The organism is Kosakonia sp. YIM B13588 (genome assembly GCF_042788165.1).
Classification (GTDB): domain Bacteria; phylum Pseudomonadota; class Gammaproteobacteria; order Enterobacterales; family Enterobacteriaceae; genus Kosakonia; species Kosakonia sacchari.
On record NZ_JBHZPO010000014.1, the window covers coordinates 26,794 to 48,935 of the forward strand.

26 protein-coding genes are annotated in these 22,142 nt (G+C 54.4%); 12 read left to right on the top strand and 14 right to left on the bottom strand.

What is annotated here, in order from left to right; translation table 11 throughout:
• Positions 1 to 78: 78 nt before the first annotated feature.
• Both yjfN and bsmA read right to left on the bottom strand, forming a co-directional pair.
• A complete protein-coding gene (gene yjfN, locus ACFX4U_RS20020; RefSeq protein WP_017459153.1) occupies positions 79 to 366 on the bottom strand; it encodes a DUF1471 family protease activator YjfN in 288 nt (95 codons plus the stop codon).
• A 123-nt stretch (positions 367 to 489) separates the two neighbouring features.
• On the bottom strand, positions 490 to 819 hold the full coding sequence (gene bsmA / locus ACFX4U_RS20025; RefSeq protein ID WP_200552129.1) for a biofilm peroxide resistance protein BsmA: 330 nt from the start codon (positions 817 to 819) through the stop codon (positions 490 to 492).
• Between the two features lie 187 nt (positions 820 to 1,006).
• On the opposite strand from bsmA, the gene yjfP reads away from it, so the two are divergent.
• Entirely contained in the window at positions 1,007 to 1,756 is a 750-nt protein-coding gene (gene yjfP / locus ACFX4U_RS20030; RefSeq protein ID WP_313510342.1) for an esterase, read from the top strand.
• On the opposite strand, the gene ACFX4U_RS20035 is transcribed toward yjfP, so the two are convergent.
• Together ACFX4U_RS20035 and yjfY are read right to left on the bottom strand one after the other, a co-directional pair.
• Positions 1,753 to 2,934 (bottom strand): MFS transporter, encoded by a 1,182-nt coding sequence (locus ACFX4U_RS20035; RefSeq protein WP_313510339.1) that lies wholly within the window; start codon positions 2,932 to 2,934, stop codon positions 1,753 to 1,755. The two genes, yjfP and ACFX4U_RS20035, sit on opposite strands and share 4 nt — an antisense overlap.
• A 144-nt stretch (positions 2,935 to 3,078) precedes the next feature.
• The gene (gene yjfY, locus ACFX4U_RS20040) at positions 3,079 to 3,351 is read right to left on the bottom strand and encodes a DUF1471 family protein YjfY (protein WP_045513716.1); all 273 of its coding nucleotides are present in this window, start codon (positions 3,349 to 3,351) and stop codon (positions 3,079 to 3,081) included.
• Between the two features lie 345 nt (positions 3,352 to 3,696).
• Between yjfY and rpsF the strand changes: the two genes are divergently transcribed.
• The 5 genes from rpsF (at position 3,697) to ACFX4U_RS20065 (ending at position 6,218) form a co-directional block, all read left to right on the top strand.
• Positions 3,697 to 4,092 carry a 30S ribosomal protein S6 gene (gene rpsF, locus ACFX4U_RS20045; RefSeq protein ID WP_006686337.1) on the top strand — a complete coding sequence of 132 codons (396 nt, stop codon included), beginning with the start codon at positions 3,697 to 3,699 and terminating at the stop codon, positions 4,090 to 4,092.
• Positions 4,093 to 4,098: 6 nt separating this feature from the next.
• Complete coding sequence (gene priB, locus ACFX4U_RS20050; RefSeq protein WP_017459147.1) at positions 4,099 to 4,413, top strand: primosomal replication protein N; 315 nt, start codon at positions 4,099 to 4,101, stop codon at positions 4,411 to 4,413.
• 4 nt (positions 4,414 to 4,417) lie between these two features.
• Complete coding sequence (rpsR, locus tag ACFX4U_RS20055) at positions 4,418 to 4,645, top strand: 30S ribosomal protein S18 (RefSeq protein ID WP_002210155.1); 228 nt, start codon at positions 4,418 to 4,420, stop codon at positions 4,643 to 4,645.
• Between the two features lie 39 nt (positions 4,646 to 4,684).
• Complete coding sequence (gene rplI, locus ACFX4U_RS20060; RefSeq protein ID WP_017459146.1) at positions 4,685 to 5,134, top strand: 50S ribosomal protein L9; 450 nt, start codon at positions 4,685 to 4,687, stop codon at positions 5,132 to 5,134.
• Between the two features lie 154 nt (positions 5,135 to 5,288).
• Positions 5,289 to 6,218, top strand: a complete 930-nt coding sequence (locus ACFX4U_RS20065) for a DMT family transporter (RefSeq protein ID WP_313508056.1) — start codon at positions 5,289 to 5,291, stop codon at positions 6,216 to 6,218.
• A gap of 20 nt (positions 6,219 to 6,238) precedes the next feature.
• Here the strand turns inward: ACFX4U_RS20065 and ACFX4U_RS20070 are convergent, their stop codons facing one another.
• Positions 6,239 to 6,889, bottom strand: coding sequence for a LysM-like peptidoglycan-binding domain-containing protein (locus ACFX4U_RS20070; RefSeq protein ID WP_313508055.1), 651 nt, complete (start codon positions 6,887 to 6,889; stop codon positions 6,239 to 6,241).
• A 263-nt stretch (positions 6,890 to 7,152) separates the two neighbouring features.
• Here ACFX4U_RS20070 and fklB point away from each other — a divergent pair, with 263 nt between their 5' ends.
• Together fklB and cycA are read left to right on the top strand one after the other, a co-directional pair.
• Positions 7,153 to 7,773, top strand: coding sequence for an FKBP-type peptidyl-prolyl cis-trans isomerase (gene fklB, locus ACFX4U_RS20075; protein ID WP_200552134.1), 621 nt, complete (start codon positions 7,153 to 7,155; stop codon positions 7,771 to 7,773).
• Between the two features lie 300 nt (positions 7,774 to 8,073).
• On the top strand, positions 8,074 to 9,486 hold the full coding sequence (cycA, locus tag ACFX4U_RS20080; RefSeq protein WP_305737283.1) for a D-serine/D-alanine/glycine transporter: 1,413 nt from the start codon (positions 8,074 to 8,076) through the stop codon (positions 9,484 to 9,486).
• A gap of 61 nt (positions 9,487 to 9,547) precedes the next feature.
• On the opposite strand, the gene ytfE is transcribed toward cycA, so the two are convergent.
• Both ytfE and ACFX4U_RS20090 read right to left on the bottom strand, forming a co-directional pair.
• Positions 9,548 to 10,210, bottom strand: coding sequence for an iron-sulfur cluster repair protein YtfE (gene ytfE / locus ACFX4U_RS20085; protein ID WP_305737282.1), 663 nt, complete (start codon positions 10,208 to 10,210; stop codon positions 9,548 to 9,550).
• Between the two features lie 89 nt (positions 10,211 to 10,299).
• Positions 10,300 to 10,545, bottom strand: a complete 246-nt coding sequence (locus ACFX4U_RS20090; RefSeq protein WP_313508059.1) for a hypothetical protein — start codon at positions 10,543 to 10,545, stop codon at positions 10,300 to 10,302.
• Here ACFX4U_RS20090 and ACFX4U_RS20095 point away from each other — a divergent pair.
• Complete coding sequence (locus ACFX4U_RS20095) at positions 10,484 to 12,139, top strand: methyl-accepting chemotaxis protein (RefSeq protein WP_313508054.1); 1,656 nt, start codon at positions 10,484 to 10,486, stop codon at positions 12,137 to 12,139. The two genes, ACFX4U_RS20090 and ACFX4U_RS20095, sit on opposite strands and share 62 nt — an antisense overlap.
• 336 nt (positions 12,140 to 12,475) lie before the next feature.
• Here ACFX4U_RS20095 and ACFX4U_RS20100 read toward each other — a convergent pair whose 3' ends face one another.
• From ACFX4U_RS20100 to ACFX4U_RS20110, 3 genes are all read right to left on the bottom strand, one after another.
• On the bottom strand, positions 12,476 to 13,441 hold the full coding sequence (locus ACFX4U_RS20100) for a DMT family transporter (RefSeq protein ID WP_305737280.1): 966 nt from the start codon (positions 13,439 to 13,441) through the stop codon (positions 12,476 to 12,478).
• Between the two features lie 75 nt (positions 13,442 to 13,516).
• A complete protein-coding gene (locus tag ACFX4U_RS20105) occupies positions 13,517 to 14,341 on the bottom strand; it encodes an AraC family transcriptional regulator (RefSeq protein WP_313508058.1) in 825 nt (274 codons plus the stop codon).
• A gap of 81 nt (positions 14,342 to 14,422) precedes the next feature.
• Positions 14,423 to 15,271 carry an SDR family oxidoreductase gene (locus ACFX4U_RS20110; protein WP_313508052.1) on the bottom strand — a complete coding sequence of 283 codons (849 nt, stop codon included), beginning with the start codon at positions 15,269 to 15,271 and terminating at the stop codon, positions 14,423 to 14,425.
• 85 nt (positions 15,272 to 15,356) lie between these two features.
• Between ACFX4U_RS20110 and ACFX4U_RS20115 the strand changes: the two genes are divergently transcribed.
• Positions 15,357 to 15,767, top strand: a complete 411-nt coding sequence (locus tag ACFX4U_RS20115; protein WP_313508051.1) for a helix-turn-helix domain-containing protein — start codon at positions 15,357 to 15,359, stop codon at positions 15,765 to 15,767.
• Here ACFX4U_RS20115 and ACFX4U_RS20120 read toward each other — a convergent pair whose 3' ends face one another.
• On the bottom strand, positions 15,768 to 17,711 hold the full coding sequence (locus ACFX4U_RS20120; RefSeq protein WP_313508050.1) for a bifunctional 2',3'-cyclic-nucleotide 2'-phosphodiesterase/3'-nucleotidase: 1,944 nt from the start codon (positions 17,709 to 17,711) through the stop codon (positions 15,768 to 15,770).
• A gap of 189 nt (positions 17,712 to 17,900) precedes the next feature.
• Between ACFX4U_RS20120 and cysQ the strand changes: the two genes are divergently transcribed.
• Positions 17,901 to 18,641, top strand: coding sequence for a 3'(2'),5'-bisphosphate nucleotidase CysQ (gene cysQ / locus ACFX4U_RS20125; protein WP_305737277.1), 741 nt, complete (start codon positions 17,901 to 17,903; stop codon positions 18,639 to 18,641).
• On the opposite strand, the gene ACFX4U_RS20130 is transcribed toward cysQ, so the two are convergent.
• Complete coding sequence (locus tag ACFX4U_RS20130; protein WP_017459133.1) at positions 18,635 to 19,192, bottom strand: YtfJ family protein; 558 nt, start codon at positions 19,190 to 19,192, stop codon at positions 18,635 to 18,637. The two genes, cysQ and ACFX4U_RS20130, sit on opposite strands and share 7 nt — an antisense overlap.
• Before the next feature lie 335 nt (positions 19,193 to 19,527).
• Here ACFX4U_RS20130 and ACFX4U_RS20135 point away from each other — a divergent pair, with 335 nt between their 5' ends.
• On the top strand, positions 19,528 to 19,734 hold the full coding sequence (locus ACFX4U_RS20135; protein WP_004857160.1) for a DUF1107 domain-containing protein: 207 nt from the start codon (positions 19,528 to 19,530) through the stop codon (positions 19,732 to 19,734).
• Between the two features lie 74 nt (positions 19,735 to 19,808).
• Here ACFX4U_RS20135 and ACFX4U_RS20140 read toward each other — a convergent pair whose 3' ends face one another.
• Both ACFX4U_RS20140 and msrA read right to left on the bottom strand, forming a co-directional pair.
• Entirely contained in the window at positions 19,809 to 21,143 is a 1,335-nt protein-coding gene (locus ACFX4U_RS20140) for a hemolysin family protein (protein ID WP_313508049.1), read from the bottom strand.
• Positions 21,144 to 21,324: 181 nt separating this feature from the next.
• Positions 21,325 to 21,969 carry a peptide-methionine (S)-S-oxide reductase MsrA gene (msrA, locus tag ACFX4U_RS20145; protein WP_313508048.1) on the bottom strand — a complete coding sequence of 215 codons (645 nt, stop codon included), beginning with the start codon at positions 21,967 to 21,969 and terminating at the stop codon, positions 21,325 to 21,327.
• Positions 21,970 to 22,142: the final 173 nt, after the last annotated feature.

The window sequence follows — 22,142 nt, forward strand, 5'->3', positions numbered from 1 at the left end:
TATCCTTACAATAACATAATCTTAATGATTGTAGGGGCATAAAAAAGCCACCAGATTCAGGTGGCTTTTTCCAGCGGCTCAGGCGTACAAAATGGCCTGCACTCGCCAGTTGTCAACGTGTTGATCTTCCTGCATTCGCACAATGCGATACCAGGAGGCTCCCTGTTCATCTGCTTTTAACGCGATAACCCGCTCAACGTCCTGTAGGCTCCCTGAGACATTATTGACGGAGATAAGACCGATTTCGTTTAATCCCGTCACGCAGTCAGCGCTGGCGAACTCTGCAGGCTGCGCTGTTGTATTTAGCAAACCGGTAGAAAGCAACAGTGAGTTTAAGGCAAGAGATCGTTTCATAGTCAGCTCCATTTTACGTTACCCCGATTGTTTGCAGGGCTTCCTTTCGCGCAACGGATTCGAAAAATCCTATTGTGCACAGGAGAACATCAATGGACGCAAAGCAATGTAAATGTCCTGAAAATCAACGCCTCGCTACTGTTTGTACAGCAGGGCGCGTCCGAACCAACGACCGGGAATTATGGTGTCATCCATCATGATGATGACGTAATAATTGGCGCGGGCGGCCACGGCTTTGGCTTTGATTGCGTCTTCCACGTCCATGGGAGAACCCAGTACCGTTACGCTAACGGCGCCAATCTCGCGAAGATCCTGCGTTTGATTACGACGGATTTCCTGCGGATGGTCGCTAACCGGCGGTGCAGATTGCGGCTTACCTTCCAGCACTGCGCAGCCGCTTAATAACAAGGCGAACAGTAAGCATGGTAAAGCACGCATGGTTTTCTCATCTCTCCTGATTGCCATAGTGTAGTTCCTGGTGAATTTCCGTTTGGGGGAATGTTCCCGAAATGTTATCCCGAGCACTAATTTCGAATGAAAGTATTTTGAAAGCGTAATCTATCTCTCAACGTCGTCAGATGCTCATGCGAAATCTGACTTGCACCACCCTGTCGCCAGTGGCATACCAGCACTATAGATCAAGGAGGGAGTAATGATTGAACTTCAGGTTGAACAATTTGCGGGTGTCGAAACACTGCATGCCTTCCCGGCGGGAAAACGCGCCGAACCGCTGCCTTGTGTCGTGTTTTATCACGGTTTCACCTCATCAAAGCTGGTCTACAGCTACTTTGCCGTGGCGCTGGCGCAAGCCGGTTTTCGCGTGGTGATGCCAGACGCACCGGATCATGGCGCACGCTTTAGCGGCGATGTTGAGCGGCGCTTGCATCAGTTCTGGCAAATCTTACAGGACAATATTGAAGAGTTCACCGCGCTGCGCGACGCGCTGGAGCGCTTTGAATTGATTGATAATCGGCGACTGGCGGTCGGCGGCGCGTCGATGGGAGGGATGACTGCGCTGGGCATCATGACGCATCACCCGGAAGTGCGCTGCGTCGCAAGCCTGATGGGTTCCGGCTATTTCACCACGCTTGCCCGTACGCTTTTCCCGCCGCTGGCTGTGGCCACGCCGGAACAGCAGCGTAAATTCGACGCGATTATTGCTCCGCTCTCACAGTGGGATGTCAGTACACAACTGGCGCACATTGCCGATCGCCCGCTGCTGCTGTGGCACGGTGAGCAGGATGATGTGGTGCCAGCGGCGGAATCTTTCCGTTTACAGCAAGCATTGCAGGAACAGGGGCTGGACACCAATCTCACTTATCAGTGGGAAGCCGGGGTAACGCACCGCATTACCCCGCAAGCGCTGAGTGCGACAACGGACTTCTTTAGCCGTTATCTTTAAGCTGTTCGGCGAAGGCGCATCACCACCAGCGCGAGCACGCAGATGATGGCACCCACCCAGAAGGTTGACGCTGCGCCGTGGGTTTCCCACAAAACCCCGGCACCGAGGCTTGCCAGCAGCAGCGCAACGCCGCTGAGTAAATTGAACATGCCGAACGCCGTGCCGCGCAGTTCCGCTGGCGCGGTATCGGCAACCATGGTCGCGAGCAAGCCTTGCGTCATGCCCATATGTACGCCCCACAGCGCGACACCGAGCAGCAGCGTGCTCCAGTGCTGGCTGAGCGCCAGCGCCATATCCGCGAGGATCAGCACCACCAGACCCAACTGTAGTAACCGGCTGTGGCTGATGCGGTCTGACAGTTTGCCAAACGGATAGGCGGTGACCGAATAGACCAGGTTCATGGCGACCATCACCAGCGGGATCGTCGCCAGCGGGATCTCCATCTGCTGGGCGCGCAGCACCAAAAATGCTTCGCTAAAGCGGGCGAGGGTGAAGATAAAACCGAGCGCCACCACCCACCAATATGCACGGCTTAACCGTTTGAGATTTTCACGGCGAATGGGATTGGTGCGCTTATGGGGGATGGGCGTTTTCGGTTCATGCAGGCCAAAGAACAGCAGCGCGACCGCTAGTACACCGGGGATCACCGCGATCCAGAACACGGCCTGGAAGTTGTCATTCCACAGCAACATCAATGCGACCGCCAGCAATGGCCCGAGGAACGCGCCAACGGTATCCAGCGACTGGCGCAACCCAAACGCTGCGCCGCGGATTTCCGCCGGGGTGACATCGGCAACCAGCGCATCGCGCGGTGCGCCGCGAATGCCTTTGCCAAGCCGGTCCATCATGCGTGCGCCAAACACCAGGCCGGATGTCGAGGCCAGCGCAAACAGCGGCTTGCTTAACGCGCCCATGCCATAACCCAGCAGCGCCAGCCCTTTACGTTTGCCGATGTAGTCGCTAAACATGCCAGAAAAGACTTTCACCATCAGCGCGGTAGCTTCCGCCAGCCCTTCAATCAGGCCAATAATCACGACGCTTGTGCCGAGCGTCGTGGCCATAAACAGCGGCAGTAAGCTGTGGATCATTTCCGATGAAATATCCATCAACATACTGACGCCGCCTAATACCCAGACCCCCGCAGGTATGCGACCTAACGTTGAAAACCGCTTGAACATTGCTTTCCTCGCCCGCAGCCAGAGCGCTATTAAACCTGCCGGAAAGGGGTTTGATAAGGGGAATAAAAAAAGAATTCTCACGTCGGTGTGCGGCCCCAATGCGGGGCCGCAAATGCAAGAGGGACTGGCCTGTAAAACGTGTGATTAGCGGTAGATAAACGCGCTGGCGTGCAGGTTGCCGTTGCTCCCCGGCTCATGAGTGAGCTCTGCACGGTAATATTTGGCGCTGTGCGCGTCGGCCTCGTCATTGAGCGCCTCGTCCGCTTCATGCTCAGTGGCGAAGTTATGATTGATATAGATAACGCCTAAGCTGTGCACATCGTCCATGTTGCGGGCTTGCTGGTTGTTGAGTTTAATTGCCGCTGCGGCATTGGCGCTAAGCAGCAAGGTTGTAAGTAATATTGCGATGTATTTCATGATGTTATGCTCCGATAAAACGCCGTTTTTTTAGTTTTTCACCATCTCTCCTCCTTATGTTCGAGGCCTGTTTAAAGTTTACGCGTTAGCCTAAAAAGGTATCGCGACCATTTCTGATACTGTCATTCAAAAAAATGCCGTAATGCGTTGTGCTTAATTTTAATTCGGCAGGCGCGCTTCTCTTTGCGCTTAGTGCGAATTATTTGTGCAATTGCCTTGAGTTTGGCTGGGGACATAAGTATTATGACGCGTCAATTTTTCAGCCGACCTTTAATCACGTTCCTTGCCTCCCCGGGATTCGGCTGACCCAGACAGGAGGCTGAATAATCCGTAAGGAGCAATTCGATGCGTCATTACGAAATCGTTTTTATGGTCCATCCTGACCAGAGCGAACAGGTTCCGGGCATGATCGAACGTTACACTGGTGCAATCACTGCAGCAGAAGGTACGATCCACCGTCTGGAAGACTGGGGCCGCCGTCAGCTGGCTTACCCGATCAACAAACTGCACAAAGCACACTACGTTCTGCTGAACGTTGAAGCTCCGCAGGAAGTGATCGATGAGCTGGAAACAAACTTCCGCTTCAACGATGCCGTTATCCGCAGCATGGTTATGCGTACTAAACACGCTGTTACCGAAGCATCTCCGATGGTTAAAGCGAAAGACGAGCGCCGTGAGCGTCGCGATGATTTCGCAAATGAAACCGCAGATGATGCAGATGCTGGGGATTCTGAAGAGTAATTACTGATGGCCAACCGCCTGGTGTTGTCCGGCACAGTGTGCAGGGCGCCGCTTCGTAAGGTCAGCCCGTCAGGAATTCCTCACTGCCAGTTCGTGCTTGAGCACCGTTCTGTGCAGGAGGAAGCCGGTTTCCACCGGCAGGCGTGGTGCCAAATGCCGGTAATAATCAGCGGGCAGGAGAACCAGGCCATTACTCACAGTATAACGGTCGGCAGCGCAGTAACTGTTCAGGGGTTCATCAGTTGCCACAAGGCAAAGAACGGCTTGAGCAAAATGGTTCTGCATGCCGAGCAGATTGAATTGATAGATTCTGGAGACTAGCCAAATGGCACGTTATTTCCGTCGTCGCAAGTTCTGCCGTTTCACAGCGGAAGGCGTTGTTGAGATTGATTACAAAGATATCGCAACGTTGAAAAACTACATTACCGAAAGCGGTAAAATCGTCCCGAGCCGTATTACCGGTACTCGTGCGAAATACCAGCGTCAGCTGGCTCGCTGCATCAAGCGCGCTCGCTACCTGTCCCTGCTGCCATACACTGATCGTCATCAGTAATTGGCCGCTGTCTATTAACGACTTTAAGAGGATAAGGTAATGCAAGTTATTCTGCTTGATAAAGTAGCAAACCTGGGTAGCCTGGGTGATCAGGTTAACGTTAAAGCGGGCTACGCTCGTAACTTCCTGGTACCGCAGGGTAAAGCTGTTCCGGCTACCAAGAAAAACGTTGAGTATTTCGAAGCACGTCGCGCTGAACTGGAAGCCAAACTGGCTGACGTTCTGGCGGCTGCTAACGCTCGCGCTGAAAGCATCAATGCACTGGGCTCTGTTACCATCGCGTCTAAATCTGGCGACGAAGGTAAACTGTTCGGTTCCATCGGTACTCGCGACATCGCTGACGCTGTAACTGCAGCTGGCGTGAAAGTTGCGAAGAGCGAAGTTCGCCTGCCGAACGGCGTTCTGCGTACTGTTGGTGAGCACGAAGTGGACTTCCAGGTTCACAGCGAAGTATTCGCTAAACTGACTGTAAACGTTGTTGCTGAGTAATTCGTTACTCTAAAACAATGTGCAAAACGCCGGCCTTGTGCCGGCGTTTTGCTTTTCAGACCTCGCAGAACAAGCCATTATGGCTTGTTTAATCGCGCATTCTGACGCATCCTCGGATAATAATTGAAACGCAATTTTATCTTTGAGATTTGTCATGGAAACCGCTCTGCCCGCGTCCGTATTTGCCCGCCGAAATGTGGCTTACGTCTGCGCCACGCTCTGTTGTCTGCTGTGGGGTAGCTCCTACCCGGCCATTAAAAACGGCTACGAACTCTTTCACATCGCCACCGACGACATCCCGTCAAAAGTGGTATTTGCCGGTTATCGTTTCTTGTTTGCAGGTGTGTTGCTGCTGCTGTTTGCGCTGGCGCAGCGCAAACCGATCGGCCGATTATCTGCTATGCAGTTTGGGCAACTGACGGTGCTCGGGTTAACGCAAACGACCCTGCAATACACCTTCTTCTATATTGGGCTTGCTTATACTACCGGCGTAAACGGGTCGATCATGAATGCGACCGGCACCTTCTTCAGCGTGCTGCTGGCGCACTTTATCTATCAAAACGACAAGCTCAGCTACAACAAAGGCCTCGGCTGTATTTTGGGTTTTGCCGGCGTCATGCTGGTGAACTTCCACAGCGGTATGCGTGATTTTGTTTTTGTCTGGAACGGCGACGGTTTCATTGTGCTGGCGGCGTTCATCCTCTCTGCCGCCACGCTGTATGGCAAACGTATTTCCCAGACGGTCGATCCCACGGTGATGACCGGCTGGCAACTGGCAATTGGTGGTGTCGCGCTGCTGATTGGCGGCTATCTGTCGGGGGGAACGCTGGAAGTGCATAGCCTAAGCGCGGTCGCGATCCTCGGTTATCTTACGCTGCTGTCTGCGGTGGCTTTTGCGCTGTGGAGCATGCTGCTGAAAGTGAACCGCGTCAGTATGATCGCACCGTTCAATTTCGTGATACCGGTTGCCGGTACGGTGCTCTCCGCCATTTTCCTCGGTGAAAATATGCTCGATATCAAATACGCGGTCGCACTGGTGCTGGTCTGCTCAGGGATCTGGTGGGTCAATAAACGAGCCGGGTAACAGGTACCCGGCATAGTGGCTTAACGCGCGCGGATAAAGCTGCCGTCCGGCTGGCGGGTAAACAGCACCGGCTGGCCGCCGGTTTCGATGGTCAGCCCGGTGACTACGCCGTTGGCGTTCTGGCGGATTTTCACCATCTGGCCGCTTTGCAGGCTGCTCAGCGGTTTACCGTCACCTTCCACTTTGGCCATCGCATAGACATCGGTTGGCGGCAAATTGTGATCGCGAAACAGTTGCGCCAGCGTTTTCCCCTCTTCAACGCGGTAAGCGCGCCACTGCTGCTCGATGCCGCTGGAAGAGGGCAGTGTATTCTGCGCTACATGCTGGCGCGGTTGCTGTTGCTCGACGGGTTCCTGCTGTTGCATGGACTCTTCCGCACTCGGCGCGGTCTGCTGCGGCTCGCTCACCACCTGCGGCGGTGTGGGTTCCGCTGTAGAAGGTTGCGGCTGTGAAGCGGTGGGAAGATTGAGCTGCGCTTCGCGAGCGCCGGATGGTGCAGTGGCGCGGTTGCTGTCGTCAGTTGACGGTAACAAAAAACCGACAACCACCAGCAAAGCCGCGAGGATCAGGCCGCGACGGTGCAATGGCGGGAGCGGATCCATCAGGCGAAAATGGTCCGGGGCATGCCAGATTTTCACCAGGGTAGGTTTCAGTTCAAATCGCCCGGGCATGGCTTTCCTCCTGCTCCGCGTCATTTAGTGTCCTGTCTCGTTGAGTATATACACTTTATCCCGCAACCGCGGCGTGCGCCGTTTTTAACTGCCTGAAAGTCGACAAAAAGCTGCATTTTGTGAGCGCAATTCGGGATAAATCTTACTTGCTGTATTCTTTCCCTTTCCCTGCGATTTGTCATCTTTCCTGCGACAAAGTTTTACCCGGTGCAGCGCGGCTGTTATGCTGCGCGCTACCTTAAAAAGCGATGAAAGGAAAACCCATGACAACCCCAACTTTTGACACGATCGAAGCGCAAGCCAGCTACGGCATCGGTTTGCAGGTAGGACAGCAGCTGAGCGAATCCGGGTTAGAGGGGCTGTTACCGGAAGCGCTGGTCGCAGGTATCGCAGATGCCCTGGAAGGCAAACAACCCGCTGTTCCGGTAGATGTTGTCCACCGCGCGCTGCGTGAAATCCACGAGCGTGCCGACGCTGTGCGTCGTTCTCGTTTCGAAGAGATGGCAGCGGAAGGCGTGAAATATCTGGAAGAAAACCGCGAGCGTGAAGGCGTGAACAGCACCGAATCCGGTCTGCAATTCCGCGTGCTCACCCAGGGCGAAGGCGCTATCCCGGCGCGTACCGACCGTGTGCGTGTGCACTACACCGGTAAACTGATTGACGGCAGCGTGTTTGACAGCTCCGTTGCACGCGGCGAACCGGCTGAATTCCCGGTTAACGGCGTGATTGCTGGCTGGATCGAAGCCCTGACGCTGATGCCGGTAGGTTCCAAATGGGAACTGACTATTCCGCACAACCTCGCGTACGGCGAGCGCGGCGCTGGCGCGTCTATTCCGCCATTCAGCACGCTGGTATTTGAAGTGGAACTGCTGGAAATTCTGTAATTCCTCGCATGAATGCCTCTTCCCGTCAGGGAAGGGGCTACACCTACTGCGCTGATCGTTTGTTAATAAAACCAATGCCAACAGATTATCTTGCAAATGGCGCAATCAGGTGTATTTTTGTGAGCTATTTCGCGTTACCTGAGTGATATGACACTCACTTTAAACAAATATTTAACATTGTTTTTAATTCCGAGTATTCATCCCGCCGATTCTTACCTAATATCTTTGCGTCCATACAAGGGCGGAACACGCAACTAAAAAAGGCCAGTAGAGCCCCAACAACACAGACAGGAATACAACATGGTAGATCAAGTTAAAGTCGTGGCCGACGAACAGGCTTCGACTGAACAGTCGCTACGGCGAAATCTCACAAACCGGCATATTCAGCTCATCGCCATTGGCGGTGCCATCGGAACCGGGCTGTTTATGGGCTCCGGGAAAACCATCAGCCTCGCCGGTCCGTCGATCATTTTTGTCTATATGATCATCGGCTTTATGCTGTTTTTCGTCATGCGCGCCATGGGTGAGTTACTGCTGTCGAATCTTGAATATAAATCCTTTAGCGACTTCGCCGCTGACCTGTTAGGGCCGTGGGCGGGGTATTTTACCGGCTGGACATACTGGTTTTGCTGGGTGGTAACCGGTATGGCCGATGTCGTCGCCATCACGGCTTACGCGCAGTTCTGGTTCCCTGGACTTGCCGATTGGGTAGCGGCGCTGGCCGTTGTCGTCGTGCTGCTGAGCCTCAATCTCGCGACGGTGAAAATGTTCGGCGAGATGGAGTTCTGGTTTGCGATGATCAAAATCGTCGCCATTGTCGCGCTGATTATCGTGGGGGTAGTGATGGTGCTGATGCACTTTAAATCCCCGACCGGCGTTGAAGCTTCCTTCTCGCATCTGTGGAATGATGGCGGCTGGTTCCCGAAAGGCATCAGCGGGTTCTTTGCAGGTTTCCAGATTGCGGTGTTTGCCTTTGTCGGGATTGAACTGGTCGGTACGACCGCAGCGGAAACCAAAGATCCGGAGAAATCCCTGCCGCGCGCCATCAACTCGATCCCGGTGCGCATCATTATGTTCTACGTTTTCGCGCTGATTGTGATCATGTCGGTGACGCCGTGGGGCTCCGTAGTGGCGGATAAAAGCCCGTTTGTTGAGCTGTTCGTGCTGGTGGGGATTCCGGCGGCGGCGAGCATTATCAACTTCGTGGTGCTGACGTCTGCGGCGTCTTCCGCCAACAGCGGCGTCTTCTCCACCAGCCGGATGCTGTTCGGCCTGGCGCAGGATGGCGTAGCGCCGAAAGCGTTCGCTAAGCTCTCTAAACGCGCGGTACCGGCAAAAGGGCTGACCTTCTCCTGCATCTGCCTGCTGGGCGGCGTAGTGATGTTGTACGTGAATCCGAGCGCGATTGCTGCGTTCACCATGATCACTACCGTATCAGCGATCCTGTTTATGTTCGTCTGGACGATCATCCTCTGCTCGTACCTGGTGTACCGTAAGCAGCGCCCGCAGTTGCATGAAAAGTCGAACTATAAAATGCCGCTGGGCAAAATGATGTGCTGGGTGTGCATGGCGTTCTTCGCCTTTGTGCTGGTGCTGCTGACGCTGGAAGCGGATACCCGCCAGGCGCTGATCGTCACCCCACTGTGGTTTGTGGTGCTGGGCGCGGGCTGGCTGTACGCGGGCAAAAAGCGTCTGGCTAACCGCCAGTCATAAAAAAAGAGCCGCGCGGCGGCTCTAAACTTCCATGAATCAGGGCGCTCTCGGGCGCCTTTATTTATTCGCCAGCGAGGGCACGCGGGAACAGATTGTTGTTTTCCAGGCTGATGTGTTCCATCAGATCGTCAATCAACGTGTTGATGCCGTTATACATCGCCTTCCAGGTGGTACAGGCTTCCGGCGGCGGCGTAACGTTATTGGTGATGTGTTTGATCACTTCCAGCAGTTCGCCCGCTTCATCATGCTCGCTTTCCATTACGCTTATCGGACCCATCGCCTGCGAGCCCATGCCCTGTTTGATCATCGGGAACAGGATCTGCTCCTCTTTCATCATGTGGCTGGAAAGCTCTTCATGCAGCATCGTCAGATATTTGGTTAAGCCGCGCGGCACGTTCGGTTTATCGGCGTGGACGCGCTCAACTTTGGTGGCCTGCAGGATCAGTTCCGGCAGTTGTTCGCGGTGACGGTCATGGTAACGCACGATAATGTGGTCGATGATTTCCGCCAGCCCCGCCATGCGCCAGTCTTTCTCAATCGGCTGCCCGGCAAGCGTCGCCAGCTCGGCTTCGATGACGTCAATATCCAGCTCTTTGCGGGCCGCAGAACGTCCCAGCGTCTGCTTACCGCCGCAGCAGTAATCCATATCATATTTACGGAACAGTGCGGAGGCGCGGGGGATAGAGAGCGCCAGCTCACCCAGGGGTTGATCGCGGAAAGCCATAGCAGTTACCTCATGTGTAATTTATAAGTTGTATTTTAAATGCATCTTTAAGCCGATGATATACCCCTTTTGGGGTGGCGGAAATCGCCTTATTCCTTTCTTACACGAAAAAATGTGATATTCATCACAAAAAATCTTACGAATTTAACATGTTGAATACCGGTGTTTTTATTGGAAATTACTGGATTGCGAACTGCATCACAATTAAATAACTCCGCGCCGCTGCCGATACCAAAACTCCAGACAATATCCTGCACGCTATAAAGGCTTACAATGTTTAAAAGAATAAAAGTTATTACTTTATTAATCATGGTTTTACTTGTACTCGGTGCCATGCAGCTGATCTCCGCTGGCGTGTTCATCAGTGCGCTCAATAACGATAAAAACAACTTCAACGTTTCTCAGGTTTCCAGCCAGAACGTTTCCGAATTTACCGATGCCTGGATCAGCCTCAACCAGGCGCGTGTGACGCTGAACCGCGGCATGCTGCGTCTGCAAAGCAGCACTGCCAGCCAGATTAATGGCGGCCAGCTTAATGAACTGGCGCAAACGGCCACCAACTTGCTGAACCAGGCGCAACAGCATTTCGAGAAGTACAAAACCATTCCGGACACACCAGGGCTGGATAAAGCGCTGTCGAAAGATCTGGAAACGCAATACGGCATCTACCATGCGACGCTGACAGAGATGAACCGTCTGCTGCTCGCCGGGAATCTGGAAGATATGTTCCGCCAGAACGCCGAAGCGAAACAAGTTGTCATGCAGAAGAGCTATCGCGCGTGGCGCGATGCGCAAACCGTACTGGCGAGTGAAGGGATCGTCCAGAATGAACGCGATTACCAGCGTATCCTGTGGATCCTTGGCACCGTGATGCTGGTGGTGTTGGCGGTGATCGTCATGAGCTGGGTTGCGATGCAGCGCGTCCTGTTGAAGCCGTTGCATGGGGTGATGAGCCATATCCGCCACATCGCAAGCGGCGATTTGACGCATGACATCGACGCCGAAGGCAAAAACGAAATGGCGCTGCTGGCGCAGAATGTGCAGGAAATGCAGCAGTCGCTGGTGAAAACAGTGAGCGTCGTTCGCGATGGCGCAGACACCATTTACACTGGCGCGGGTGAAATTTCTGCCGGCAGTAACGATCTCTCTTCACGCACTGAGCAGCAAGCCGCGTCGCTGGAAGAGACCGCTGCCAGCATGGAGCAGCTCACCGCCACGGTGAAACAGAACGCCGACAACGCCCGCCAGGCGACACAACTGGCGCTGAATGCGTCCGGTACCGCGAAGAAAGGCGGTGACGTGGTTGATGGCGTAGTGCGCACCATGGATGAGATTGCCACCAGTTCCAGCAAAATCGCGCAGATCACCAACGTGATTGACGGTATCGCCTTCCAGACCAACATCCTAGCGCTGAACGCCGCCGTTGAAGCGGCGCGCGCGGGCGAACAAGGCCGTGGCTTTGCCGTGGTTGCGGGCGAAGTGCGTACCCTGGCGCAGCGTAGCGCGCAGGCAGCGAAAGAGATTAAAGGGCTGATTGAAGACTCTGGTAATCGTGTCAATGCGGGTGCCGCACTGGTGCATGAAGCCGGGGAAACCATGGCTGAAATCGTCAGCGCCGTCACGCGCGTGACCGATATTATGGGCGAAATCTCGTCTGCGTCTGACGAGCAGAGCCGTGGTATCGATCAGGTGGGTCAGGCCGTTGCCGAGATGGACCGCGTTACCCAGCAGAACGCCTCGCTGGTAGAAGAGTCCGCCGCTGCGGCTGCGGCACTGGAAGAGCAGGCGGCACGCCTGACTGAAACCGTGGCGGTATTCAAGGTCAACCGTACGCGTAGCGCACGCCGTCCGGCGTTAGTCACGCCAGCCAGCAAACCGCAGGCCAAAGCGAGCAAAAGCTTCAGCGAAGCCAACTGGGAAACGTTCTGATAACGGTTGCGTCGCGCTCCCGAAACCCGGCATAGGTCTAACACCATTCGTTTAAGCAGTTGGTAAACGAAACACATCAAGAGATAACCGATGAAACCCCGAAATAGGGGGGGTCATCTCCTGGAGGAGATGCTTTTTGTCTCTCCAAATCTCTTAAGTGAACGGTGTCAGGCATATGCCGGGTTTTTTTATGCCCCTTTGAAAATCCCAGGCGGTGAGGTACGCATCGACACAGAGTGGTTATGCCAGATTGTGTGGCATCCACTCTCATCGAACGGACTGAGCCCTGATTTTCGCGCCGTTTATCGGCGCGAAACCAATGCGAAGACGGTTTTTTTATTCGGCACTCAGTGTGGTGACGCTGGTTTTTCGCGGCTTCGACAGTACGGCCATCAGCACGCCGCCGACCAGCAAGACAATACCGCAGACGGTGAGCAGCGGCGGCAGGCTGTGGCGCAGCATAAAGGTATAGAGCAGCCCGGCCAGCGTTTCAAAGACGATCAATGGGCCAACAATCACCGTCGGTAGCCGCTGGCAGGCAATGTTCCAGCATAATGCACCCACCCACGAGCAGAGCACCGCAATGGCGAACATCAGCGTGATAAACACCAGCGGACGCGGCCCGAAGGGTAGGGTGAAATCAGGTTGCTGAACACCAAGCCACAGGCATGCCGCAATATAGCCCACCAGTGACACCGGCAGCGTCACCAGCGCTTGCGCTGTGGCCCACATCATCGGGTTTTTGTCCGGGTTTTCCCGCAGCCAGCGGGCATTGCGCAGCGCATACCAGGCCCAGCAGGCGACCGAAGTGAAAGCCAGCACAATACCGGAACCGTAGCGCCAGCCGCTGAAATTGGGCAGCCCGTGGCGCAGTTCGGCGATATTCACGCAGCCTAACCCCAGCGCAATGCAGAGCAGTGCGGGAGCAAGCCGCCGCCACGAAAGTTTGCCGTCACGCTGGCTGTAGAGCAGGTTAGCGCACACCGGGATCACCACCGGCAGCGTGGCGATGATCATCGTCGACACCGGCGCGCCCGTGCGCTGAATGGCGCTTGCCAGGCAGATGTAATAGATAAGGTTGCCCATGACTGTCAGCCATAAGGCGGTGAACCAGTCGCTGCGCGTAAGCTGGCGCAAGCGCGCGCGACCCAGCCATGCCAGCGGCAGGGCGATAATCCCCAGCGCCAGATAGCGCCCGGTAGATTGCAGCGCCGCCGGGTAATCCGGCACGATCAGCGGGCCGACAAAAATAAGCCCCCATAACAGCCCGGCAAGCAGGGCATACAACACACCACTAATCATCTTTCCACCTACATTTACATCGACAGCGAACAGTGTAGGAGGGCAACGGGCGGAAATATTGTATGAGATTGCGCATTAACGGCGCGTGACTTGCTTTTGGTAACGCACCGGCGTGATGCCGTAGCGGTGCGTAAATGCGCGGGTGAGGTGTGATTGATCGGTGAGGCCAGTAACGGCGGCGACATCGGCGGCGGGCATGCCCTGGGTCAGAAACGCTTTGGCGCGCCACAGGCGGATCGCCATCAGCATCTGGTGCGGGGTGACATGAAAATGCGCCTTGAACTGACGTTGAAAATGGTACGGGCTGAGCGCTGCGACTTTCGCCAGTTCATCGAGCGTCAGGCTGTGCATATAGTTGTCATGCAGGTAATCGCGCACGCGCTCAAACCGGTGCGCGCCTTCCGGGTGCTGCGGCGCATGGTGCGCCAGCGGGCGGAAGGTATCGATGAGATCCAGCAAAATCCCCTGTTGCGCCAGCGGATCGTCGGTGTGCCACAAGCCGTGGATCTGGGTGCAGATCAGCCGGGTGCGCAGCGGATCGTGGCGCATCACATCGCTAAACCACCAGTGGCGGATCCCGGTGACCTCTTCCAGCAGATCGGGCTCAAGATAAACCATGCGATAGCGCCAGCCGTCGGCGGTTTCCGCTTCGCCGGTGTGCAGCTCGTCAGGGTTCATGGTGACTACAGAATGCACCGGCGCGACATACTGTGTACCGCGATAACGAAAGCGTTCGGCTCCGGCTTCGATCGCGCCAATGCCAAACGCTTCATGGGTATGCGGCTCAAAGGCGTAACGCGAAATATGCGCGTGGTACAGCTCCACCCCTGGCAGTAACGCCAGGTGGCGAAAGCGCGCGCAATCTCGCTCGTCAGTAAACTGCTCAGGTACACCTTCCACGGTCTCTCTCCACACGGGTCATCCCTTCATTATTAGGGATGGCCCGGCGGGAGGCTACAAAAATTAACCACTTTGTAACCTTTACAGAAGGTCGCTGACGCTCTTTTCAATCGACGTGGTCGGGCGGCCAATCAATGTGCTGAGCGTTTTACTGTCATCAAACAGGCCACCTTTGGCAGCTCCCGCATCGGAATCTGCCAGCATGGTGGCGAGCCAGTCCGGCAGGCCAGCGCCTTTCAGCGCGGCGGCGAAGTCGGCTTCGCTCAGGTTCTGATAGACCACGTTTTTACCGCTGGCTTTGCTGAGCAGTGCGGCCAGTTCAGTGAGCGTCCAGCCGTTATCACCGGCCAGTTCATAGACTTTGCCCGCATGCCCTTCTTCGCTTATCGCGCGCGCGGCGGCAGCAGCGTAATCGGCGCGAGTAGCAGAGGCGATTTTGCCGTCACCTGCTGCGCCAATAAAGACCCCGTGTGCCAGTGCCGCTGGCGCGCTTGCCAGGTAGTTTTCGCTGTACCAGCCGTTACGCAGCAGGGCATAAGGAATGCCGGAATCGGCGAGCATGTTCTCGGTTTCAACGTGTTCAACATGCAGGCCAAGCGGGGATTTATCGGCGTGCAGCAGGCTGGTGTAAGCAATGAATTTCACCCCGGCGGCTTTGGCGGCGTTAATCACATTGCGGTGTTGCACAGCGCGCTGACCCACTTCGCTGCTGGAGATCAGCAGCAGCTTGTTCACGCCTGCCAGCGCCTGGGTGAACGCGGCCTGGTCGCCATAATCGGCCTGGCGAACCAGAACACCTTGTTTGCTGAGCGCTTCGGCTTTCGCCGGGTTACGAACGATAGCGACAATCTCTTTTGCCGCCACGGTTTTCAGCAGTTCTTCTACCACAAACTGGCCCAGTTGGCCGGTCGCGCCGGTGAGTGCGATCATGAGTATTCTCCTTCGGTGTTCGGTGAGTGTTGTGGTACGCTAACACCTTAACTAACTTTTAGTAAGTACGTACAAAAAGGTAAGTATGAAAACGCAATCCCGACCGCAAACATTGAGTGAACAAATGCGTGACGGCAATCTGTTCGCCGAGCAGTGTCCCTCGCGGGATATTCTGAAACATGTCACCAGCCGCTGGGGTGTGCTGATTCTGGTGGCGCTACGCGATGGCACTCACCGCTTTAGCGACTTGCGCCGCAAAATGGGCGGCGTCAGTGAAAAGATGCTGGCGCAGAGCCTGCAATGGCTGGAGCAGGATGGCTTTATCAACCGCGTGGCTTACCCGGTGGTGCCGCCGCATGTCGAGTATAGCCTGACCCCGCTGGGTGAACAGGTAAGCGAGAAGGTCGCTGCGCTTGCTGACTGGATAGAACTGAATGTTCCGCAGGTACTGGCCTTCCGCGATGAACGGGAAGGCCAGCAGGCGTTGGTTGAATAACTACTTGTTTAACTGAACGTTATAGATAGCAAAGCCAATCTCGTCGTTGGCGACTTTCGCCATCGGGTAGCGAGCTTTCTCTTTGATAAACGCGGCGGCTTTGTCCGTGGGCGCGGTTTCAAAACGAATATCCAGCTTGGTGTCGCTGTGAATGGGCGCCAGTTGCCAGTTGTTGTCGGCAGCCGGGTGAATTTCGCCTGCGCGTTGGGTTTCATCGCTTATCCACTTCGCCAGCACCGCGCGGTTTTCATCCGGCGAGGCAAAGGCAATATGGCTGTCGCCGGTACCGGCAAACTTGCCGCCGTAGGCGCGGTAGTTATTGGTCGCGACGAGGAACACCGCGTTCGGATCAATCGGCTTGCCGTTAAAGGTCAGATTTTTAATACGTTCCGCCTGCGGGTTAACGCTCTGGCATTCGCCGTCGTAGCGCGCCGGTTGCGTCACATCAATCTGGTAGTTCACACCATCAATGACATCGAAGTTATAGGTGCGGAAACCGTCCCAGTTGATCAGGCTTTGCGGCTTATCACTGTGCGGATCGATCTGGTTAAACTGACCGGCGGAGCACTCCAGCCACTCTTTCACCTCTTTGCCGGTCGCTTTCACCACCACCAGCGTGTTCGGGTAGAGGTATAAATCGGCGGCATTGCGGAAGGTTAACTGGCCTTTTTCCACTTCGACATAACTGGCGGGATCATTCTTGCGGCCACCCACTTTAAACGGCGCGGCAGCGGAAAGCACCGGCAGTTTTGCCAGATCCGGATCGCCCTGAATAAAGTGTTCAACGTAGGCTTTTTGCGCGTTGTTCACCACCTGCACGGTCGGATCGTCCTGCACCAGCGCCAGGTAGCTGTACATGTTGTCGGCGGATTTGCCGATCGGTTTGCCGACAAACTCGCGGGTGGCGTCGTGATCGTGTTTGAGGATCTGCACCAGCTTGCTGTCTTCGCCAACGAGGGCTTTTTTCGCCGCCGCGTCATAAATCGGGCGCGCTTCGGCTTTGGATTCGCGCACCTGCCATTTGCCAGAATCATTGTTCAGCACCAGATCGACCACGCCAAGATGATCGCCCCACATGCCCGGCATCACGGAAGGAATGCCGTTCAACGTTCCTTTCTTGATATCCGCGCCTTTTATCGCCGCAAAATCTTTACCCGGGAACACAGCATGGGCGTGGCCAAACAGGATTGCATCAACGCCCGGCACTTCGCTGAGGTAATAAACGGAGTTTTCCGCCATCGCCTGGTACGGCTCCGCCGACAGCCCGGAGTGTGCGACCACGACCACCAGATCCGCGCCTTTGGCGCGCATTTCCGGCACATATTTACGTGCGGTTTTGGTGATGTCATTCACCGTCACTTTGCCGCTCAGGTTGGCTTTATCCCAGACCATGATCTGCGGCGGCACAAAGCCGATATAACCGATGCGCAGCGTGTGCGTTTTGCCTTCGCTGTCGGTGACCGGCGTCTCTTTGATTAAGTAAGGTGTGAAGAGCGGCTTTTGGCTTTTAACATCAATAATATTGGCGTTTACATACGGGAATTTCGCGCCAGCCAGCGCCTTGTGCAGGTAATCCAGACCGTAGTTGAATTCGTGGTTGCCCAGGTTGCCGACAGCGTAATCCAGGGTGTTCATCGCTTTATACACCGGATGAACCTCCCCGGCTTTCAGCCCTTTCGCCGCCATATAATCGCCCAATGGGCTGCCCTGGATTAAGTCGCCGTTATCTACCAGCACGCTGTTTTTGACTTCATTTCGCGCGGCGTTAATTAGGCTTGCGGCGCGCACCAGGCCGAATTTTTCCGTCGCCGTGTCTTTGTAGTAATCAAAATCCATCATGTTGCTATGCAAATCAGTGGTTTCCAGAATACGTAAATCCACCGTTGCAGCCTGCACGCTGGCCGCAATCAGCGTTGCCAGAAGCGTTGCACTAAACTTAATCATCAGAGGCATCCTTTTTCGATCTAAGCCACAAAAGAAAGTGTTATGTACATTTTGTTGCTTACAGAATTGTGAATACTGCCATAAAAGCGTGCAAAGAAAACGCAATCGCTATCACAGATGGCAGATTCCGCCGCAATACGATATAAGTAAAACAATGAGTTACAAACCACTGAACAGAAGAGGTGGAAAATGTTAGATGCAATTTGCCAGCTCGCGCGCGAAGCGGGCGATGCCATTATGCAGGTCTACGATGGGCATAAGCCGATGGAAGTCACCAGCAAAGTCGATGACTCACCGGTAACCGCCGCCGATATTGCCGCACACGGGGTGATTGTGCGCGGTTTACAGGCGTTGACGCCGGACATTCCGGTGCTGTCAGAAGAAGATCCGCCCACTTGGGAGGTTCGCCAGACATGGGGACGTTACTGGCTGGTGGATCCGCTGGACGGCACCAAAGAATTCATCAAGCGCAACGGTGAATTTACCGTCAATATCGCCCTGATTGAGGACGGAAAACCGGTGCTCGGCGTGGTTTACGCCCCGGTACTGAAAGTGATGTATTCCGCCGCAGAAGGGAAGGCGTGGAAAGATGAAGCGGGGCATCATCAGCAGATTCAGGTTCGTGATGCGCGCCCGCCGCTGGTGGTGGTGAGCCGCTCGCACGCGGACGATGAGCTGAAAGAGTATTTGCAGCACCTTGGCGAACACCAGACCACCGCGATTGGCTCTTCGCTGAAATTTTGTCTCGTGGCAGAAGGCAAAGCGCAGCTTTACCCGCGCTTTGGGCCAACCAGCGTCTGGGACACGGCGGCGGGCCATGCGGTGGCGGTCGCCGCCGGGGCGCATGTTCACGACTGGCAGGGGCGCACACTGGATTACACCCCGCGTGAATCCTTCCTCAATCCCGGCTTTCGGGTTTCGCTCTATTGATTAAGCAGCTTGTGCAGCAGGTCGATGACTTGCTGCACTTCTTGCTGGCTCAGCCCACCATCTTTTGCATACTGTACGCGCCCGTCTTTATCCAGTACCACAATCGCCGAGCTCTCCTCGTCCAGTTTCCAGGCTTTGCGCGTCACGCCTTCGCTATCCACAATAAATTGTGACCACGGATAGAGCTTCTTATTGCTTTCGATACTGCTGCGCACAAACATCGCGCTGCCGGGAATGGCGTCATCGGTGTTAACGATGGTGGTGGTTTGGTATTTATCGTGCGGCAGTTTTGCGGATTTGATCGCTTCAATCAGCGCGGCATTCTTCTCTTTTGCTGACGTTCGACCAGCAATATGCTGCACCACTCGCACTTTGCCTGGAAGTTGGGCGCTATTCCATTTTTTATAGCTAAACTTGTCGTTATCCAGTATCAACTCCCCTCTGTCGGCTATGCCCACAGGCGGCACGCGTTGGTTGTTTTCAAAATTGTGGGCTGAAGCAACCAGCGGCAGTAACAGGCATGTCGCTGCCAGGATGTTACGTAGGGTCATGGCGTTTCCTTATTATCTCTTGTGTTTGTGCAGGTGATCCGACCACTTGGGCTCGCGTTTTAATCATAAATGCGATCAATGCCTTTTTCCCGCAATCTGGATGCCAGTTTGCGGGCGAACGCACATAACCGTGAAAAAATGTGGGCTTATACTGCGCAGAGTAAGGTGTTGAAAAGAATATTCTGAATAATTGTCATCAAAAGGTAAATAAAGTTATTCACACTATGTATAGGTTAGGTTCTGAACTATAGTCATTGAGCATTAAAATTTGCGCTCACCTACGTTGGTCCGATTGTGGAACCGCAAGAGCGTAATGTTTCACAGGAGATACAAGAATGAAAATTTTCCAACGTTACAACCCACTTCAGGTGGCTAAGTACGTAAAAATCCTGTTTCGTGGACGGTTGTATATCAAGGACGTTGGCGCTTTCGAGTTCGATAAGGGCAAAATCCTTATCCCGAAAGTGAAAGACAAACAGCATCTGTCTGTCATGTCTGAAGTGAACCGTCAGGTGCTGCGTTTGCAGACCGAGATGGCTTAACAGCTGTGCTATGCAGTAGTTTAAGTACTATAAAAAAACGGCCCCAAAGGGGCCGTTGACATTTCTGCGGTAGATTACGCCGCGCCTTTACCTTCGGCGTCCGGCAGCTTCGGCGTTAACACCGTCGCGCGGGTATCAATGCGTGTTACCAGCAGCTGATCGATGCGGTAGTTATCAATGTCCACCACTTCGAATTTGTAGCCGGAAAACTTCACCGCATCGGTGCGTTTCGGGATTTTACGCAGCATAAACATCATAAAGCCGCCGATGGTTTCGTAGTTACCAGACTGCGGGAATTCATCGATATCCAGTACGCGCATCACGTCATCAATCGGTGTACCGCCGTCAATCAGCCACGAGTTTTCATCACGCGCGACGATCATCTCTTCCACCTGGCCGACCAGATCGCCCATCAATGTCGTCATTACATCGTTAAGCGTGATGACGCCCACTACCAGCGCGTATTCGTTCATGATCACCGCGAAGTCTTCGCCCGCAGTTTTGAAACTTTCCAGCGCTTCAGAGAGCGTTAATGTATCCGGGACAATCAATGTATTGCGGATCTGCACGCCGCTATTCAGCGCCATGCTCTGGTTTGCCAGTACGCGGTTCAGCAGATCTTTGGAGTCGACATAGCCGACAATGTGGTCGATATCATCGTTACAGACCAGAAACTTCGAGTGCGGATGTTCCGACACTTTCTTTTTCAGGCTCTGTTCATCTTCATGCAGATCAAACCAAATGACGTTTTCGCGTGAGGTCATTGACGACGGCACGGTACGCGATTCCAGTTCAAACACGTTCTCAATCAGTTCGTGTTCCTGCTTACGCAGCACCCCGGCTAACGCACCGGCTTCCACTACCGCATAAATATCGTCAGAAGTGATGTCATCTTTACGCGCCATCGGCAGTTTGAAGATGCGGAAAATCACGTTGGCCAGGCCGTTGAAAAACCAGACCAGCGGGCGGAAAACAAATAAGCAGAAGCGCATCGGGTTGATGATACGCAAAGCCACGGCTTCAGGCGCAATCATACCGATGCGTTTCGGTGTCAGGTCGGCGAAAAGAATGAATAACCCGGTCACCAGCGAGAAAGAGATAATAAAGCTAAGTTGTTCGGCAAGCTCCGGTGAAACGACATTGATCAGCAGGCCGTGAAAAACGGGGGAAAATGCCGCGTCGCCGACGATACCGCCAAGAATGGCAACGGCGTTAAGGCCGATTTGCACCACCGTAAAGAACATACCAGGCGTTTCCTGCATTTTTAAAATGCGTTGCGCGTTGATATTGCCTTCATCGGCCAGCAGTTTGAGCTTAATTTTTCGCGATGCGGCGAGTGAGATCTCGGACAACGAGAAAAACGCACTTACCGCGATCAGACAGAGTATGACTAAGATACTGTTTAACATAATTTATCCAGCTATTAACCGGATCCTCGGAAGGGGTTTTGAATATCCATGTGGTAAACACTAATGAAAGCCGGCCCGAAGCGGTGGACCGGCAATTTCGAGGGGTAGTATAGCGTAAGCCTGTTGCAGGCTGCCAGAGGCTTAATTTGCGCCGTTTTTCGGCGATAAAACCCGCAGCTTTTTAAGGGTTAAGCTGCGGTGGCAAACAAACGCCAATGCCACCGATACCGCAGTAGCCGTGCGGGTTTTTATACAGATATTGTTGATGCTCATCTTCCGCGTAATAGAACGGCGTCGCGGCTTTGATTTCGGTCGTCACCTGGCGCGCGTCGCCTGCGCTGCGCATCGCTTGCTGGAAGCGCGCAAGGCTGGCTTGTGCGGCGTCGCTTTGCTCTGGCGTCAGCGGGTAAATCCCGGAACGGTACTGGGTGCCCGAATCATTGCCCTGACGCATGCCCTGCGCCGGATCGTGGTTTTCCCAGAAAACCTGCAGCAGTTTTTCGTAACTCACCACGTTCGGGTCGTATACCACACGCACCGCTTCCGCATGGCCGGTCAGGCCGGAACAGACTTCGCGGTAGGTCGGATTCGGCGTGTAGCCGCCGGTATAGCCAGCTGCCGTGCTGTAAACCCCGTCTAACTGCCAGAACAGGCGTTCCACGCCCCAAAAACAGCCCATTGCGAACAGGGCGATCTCCATCCCTTCCGGAACATGACTCATTGAATGCTCGTTAACAGCATGTAAACTGGCAACGGGCATCGGTGTATTGCGTCCGGGCAATGTATCTGATTGGGAAACAAGCTCTTTTTTATCGAACAGACTCACGGTGATACCTCCCGGAGGGGCTAATTGCGGTTAGGGTTGTGTTGCGGCCTGTGTTTTAACACAATAAACGCCATAAATCAGACTAGATTTAAACATAAGAAATTTTGGGGTAGTCGTCCGTTTTTCAACCTGTGTTAACGGGTTTTTATCGGCTTGTGTTCTGTCATAAGGCA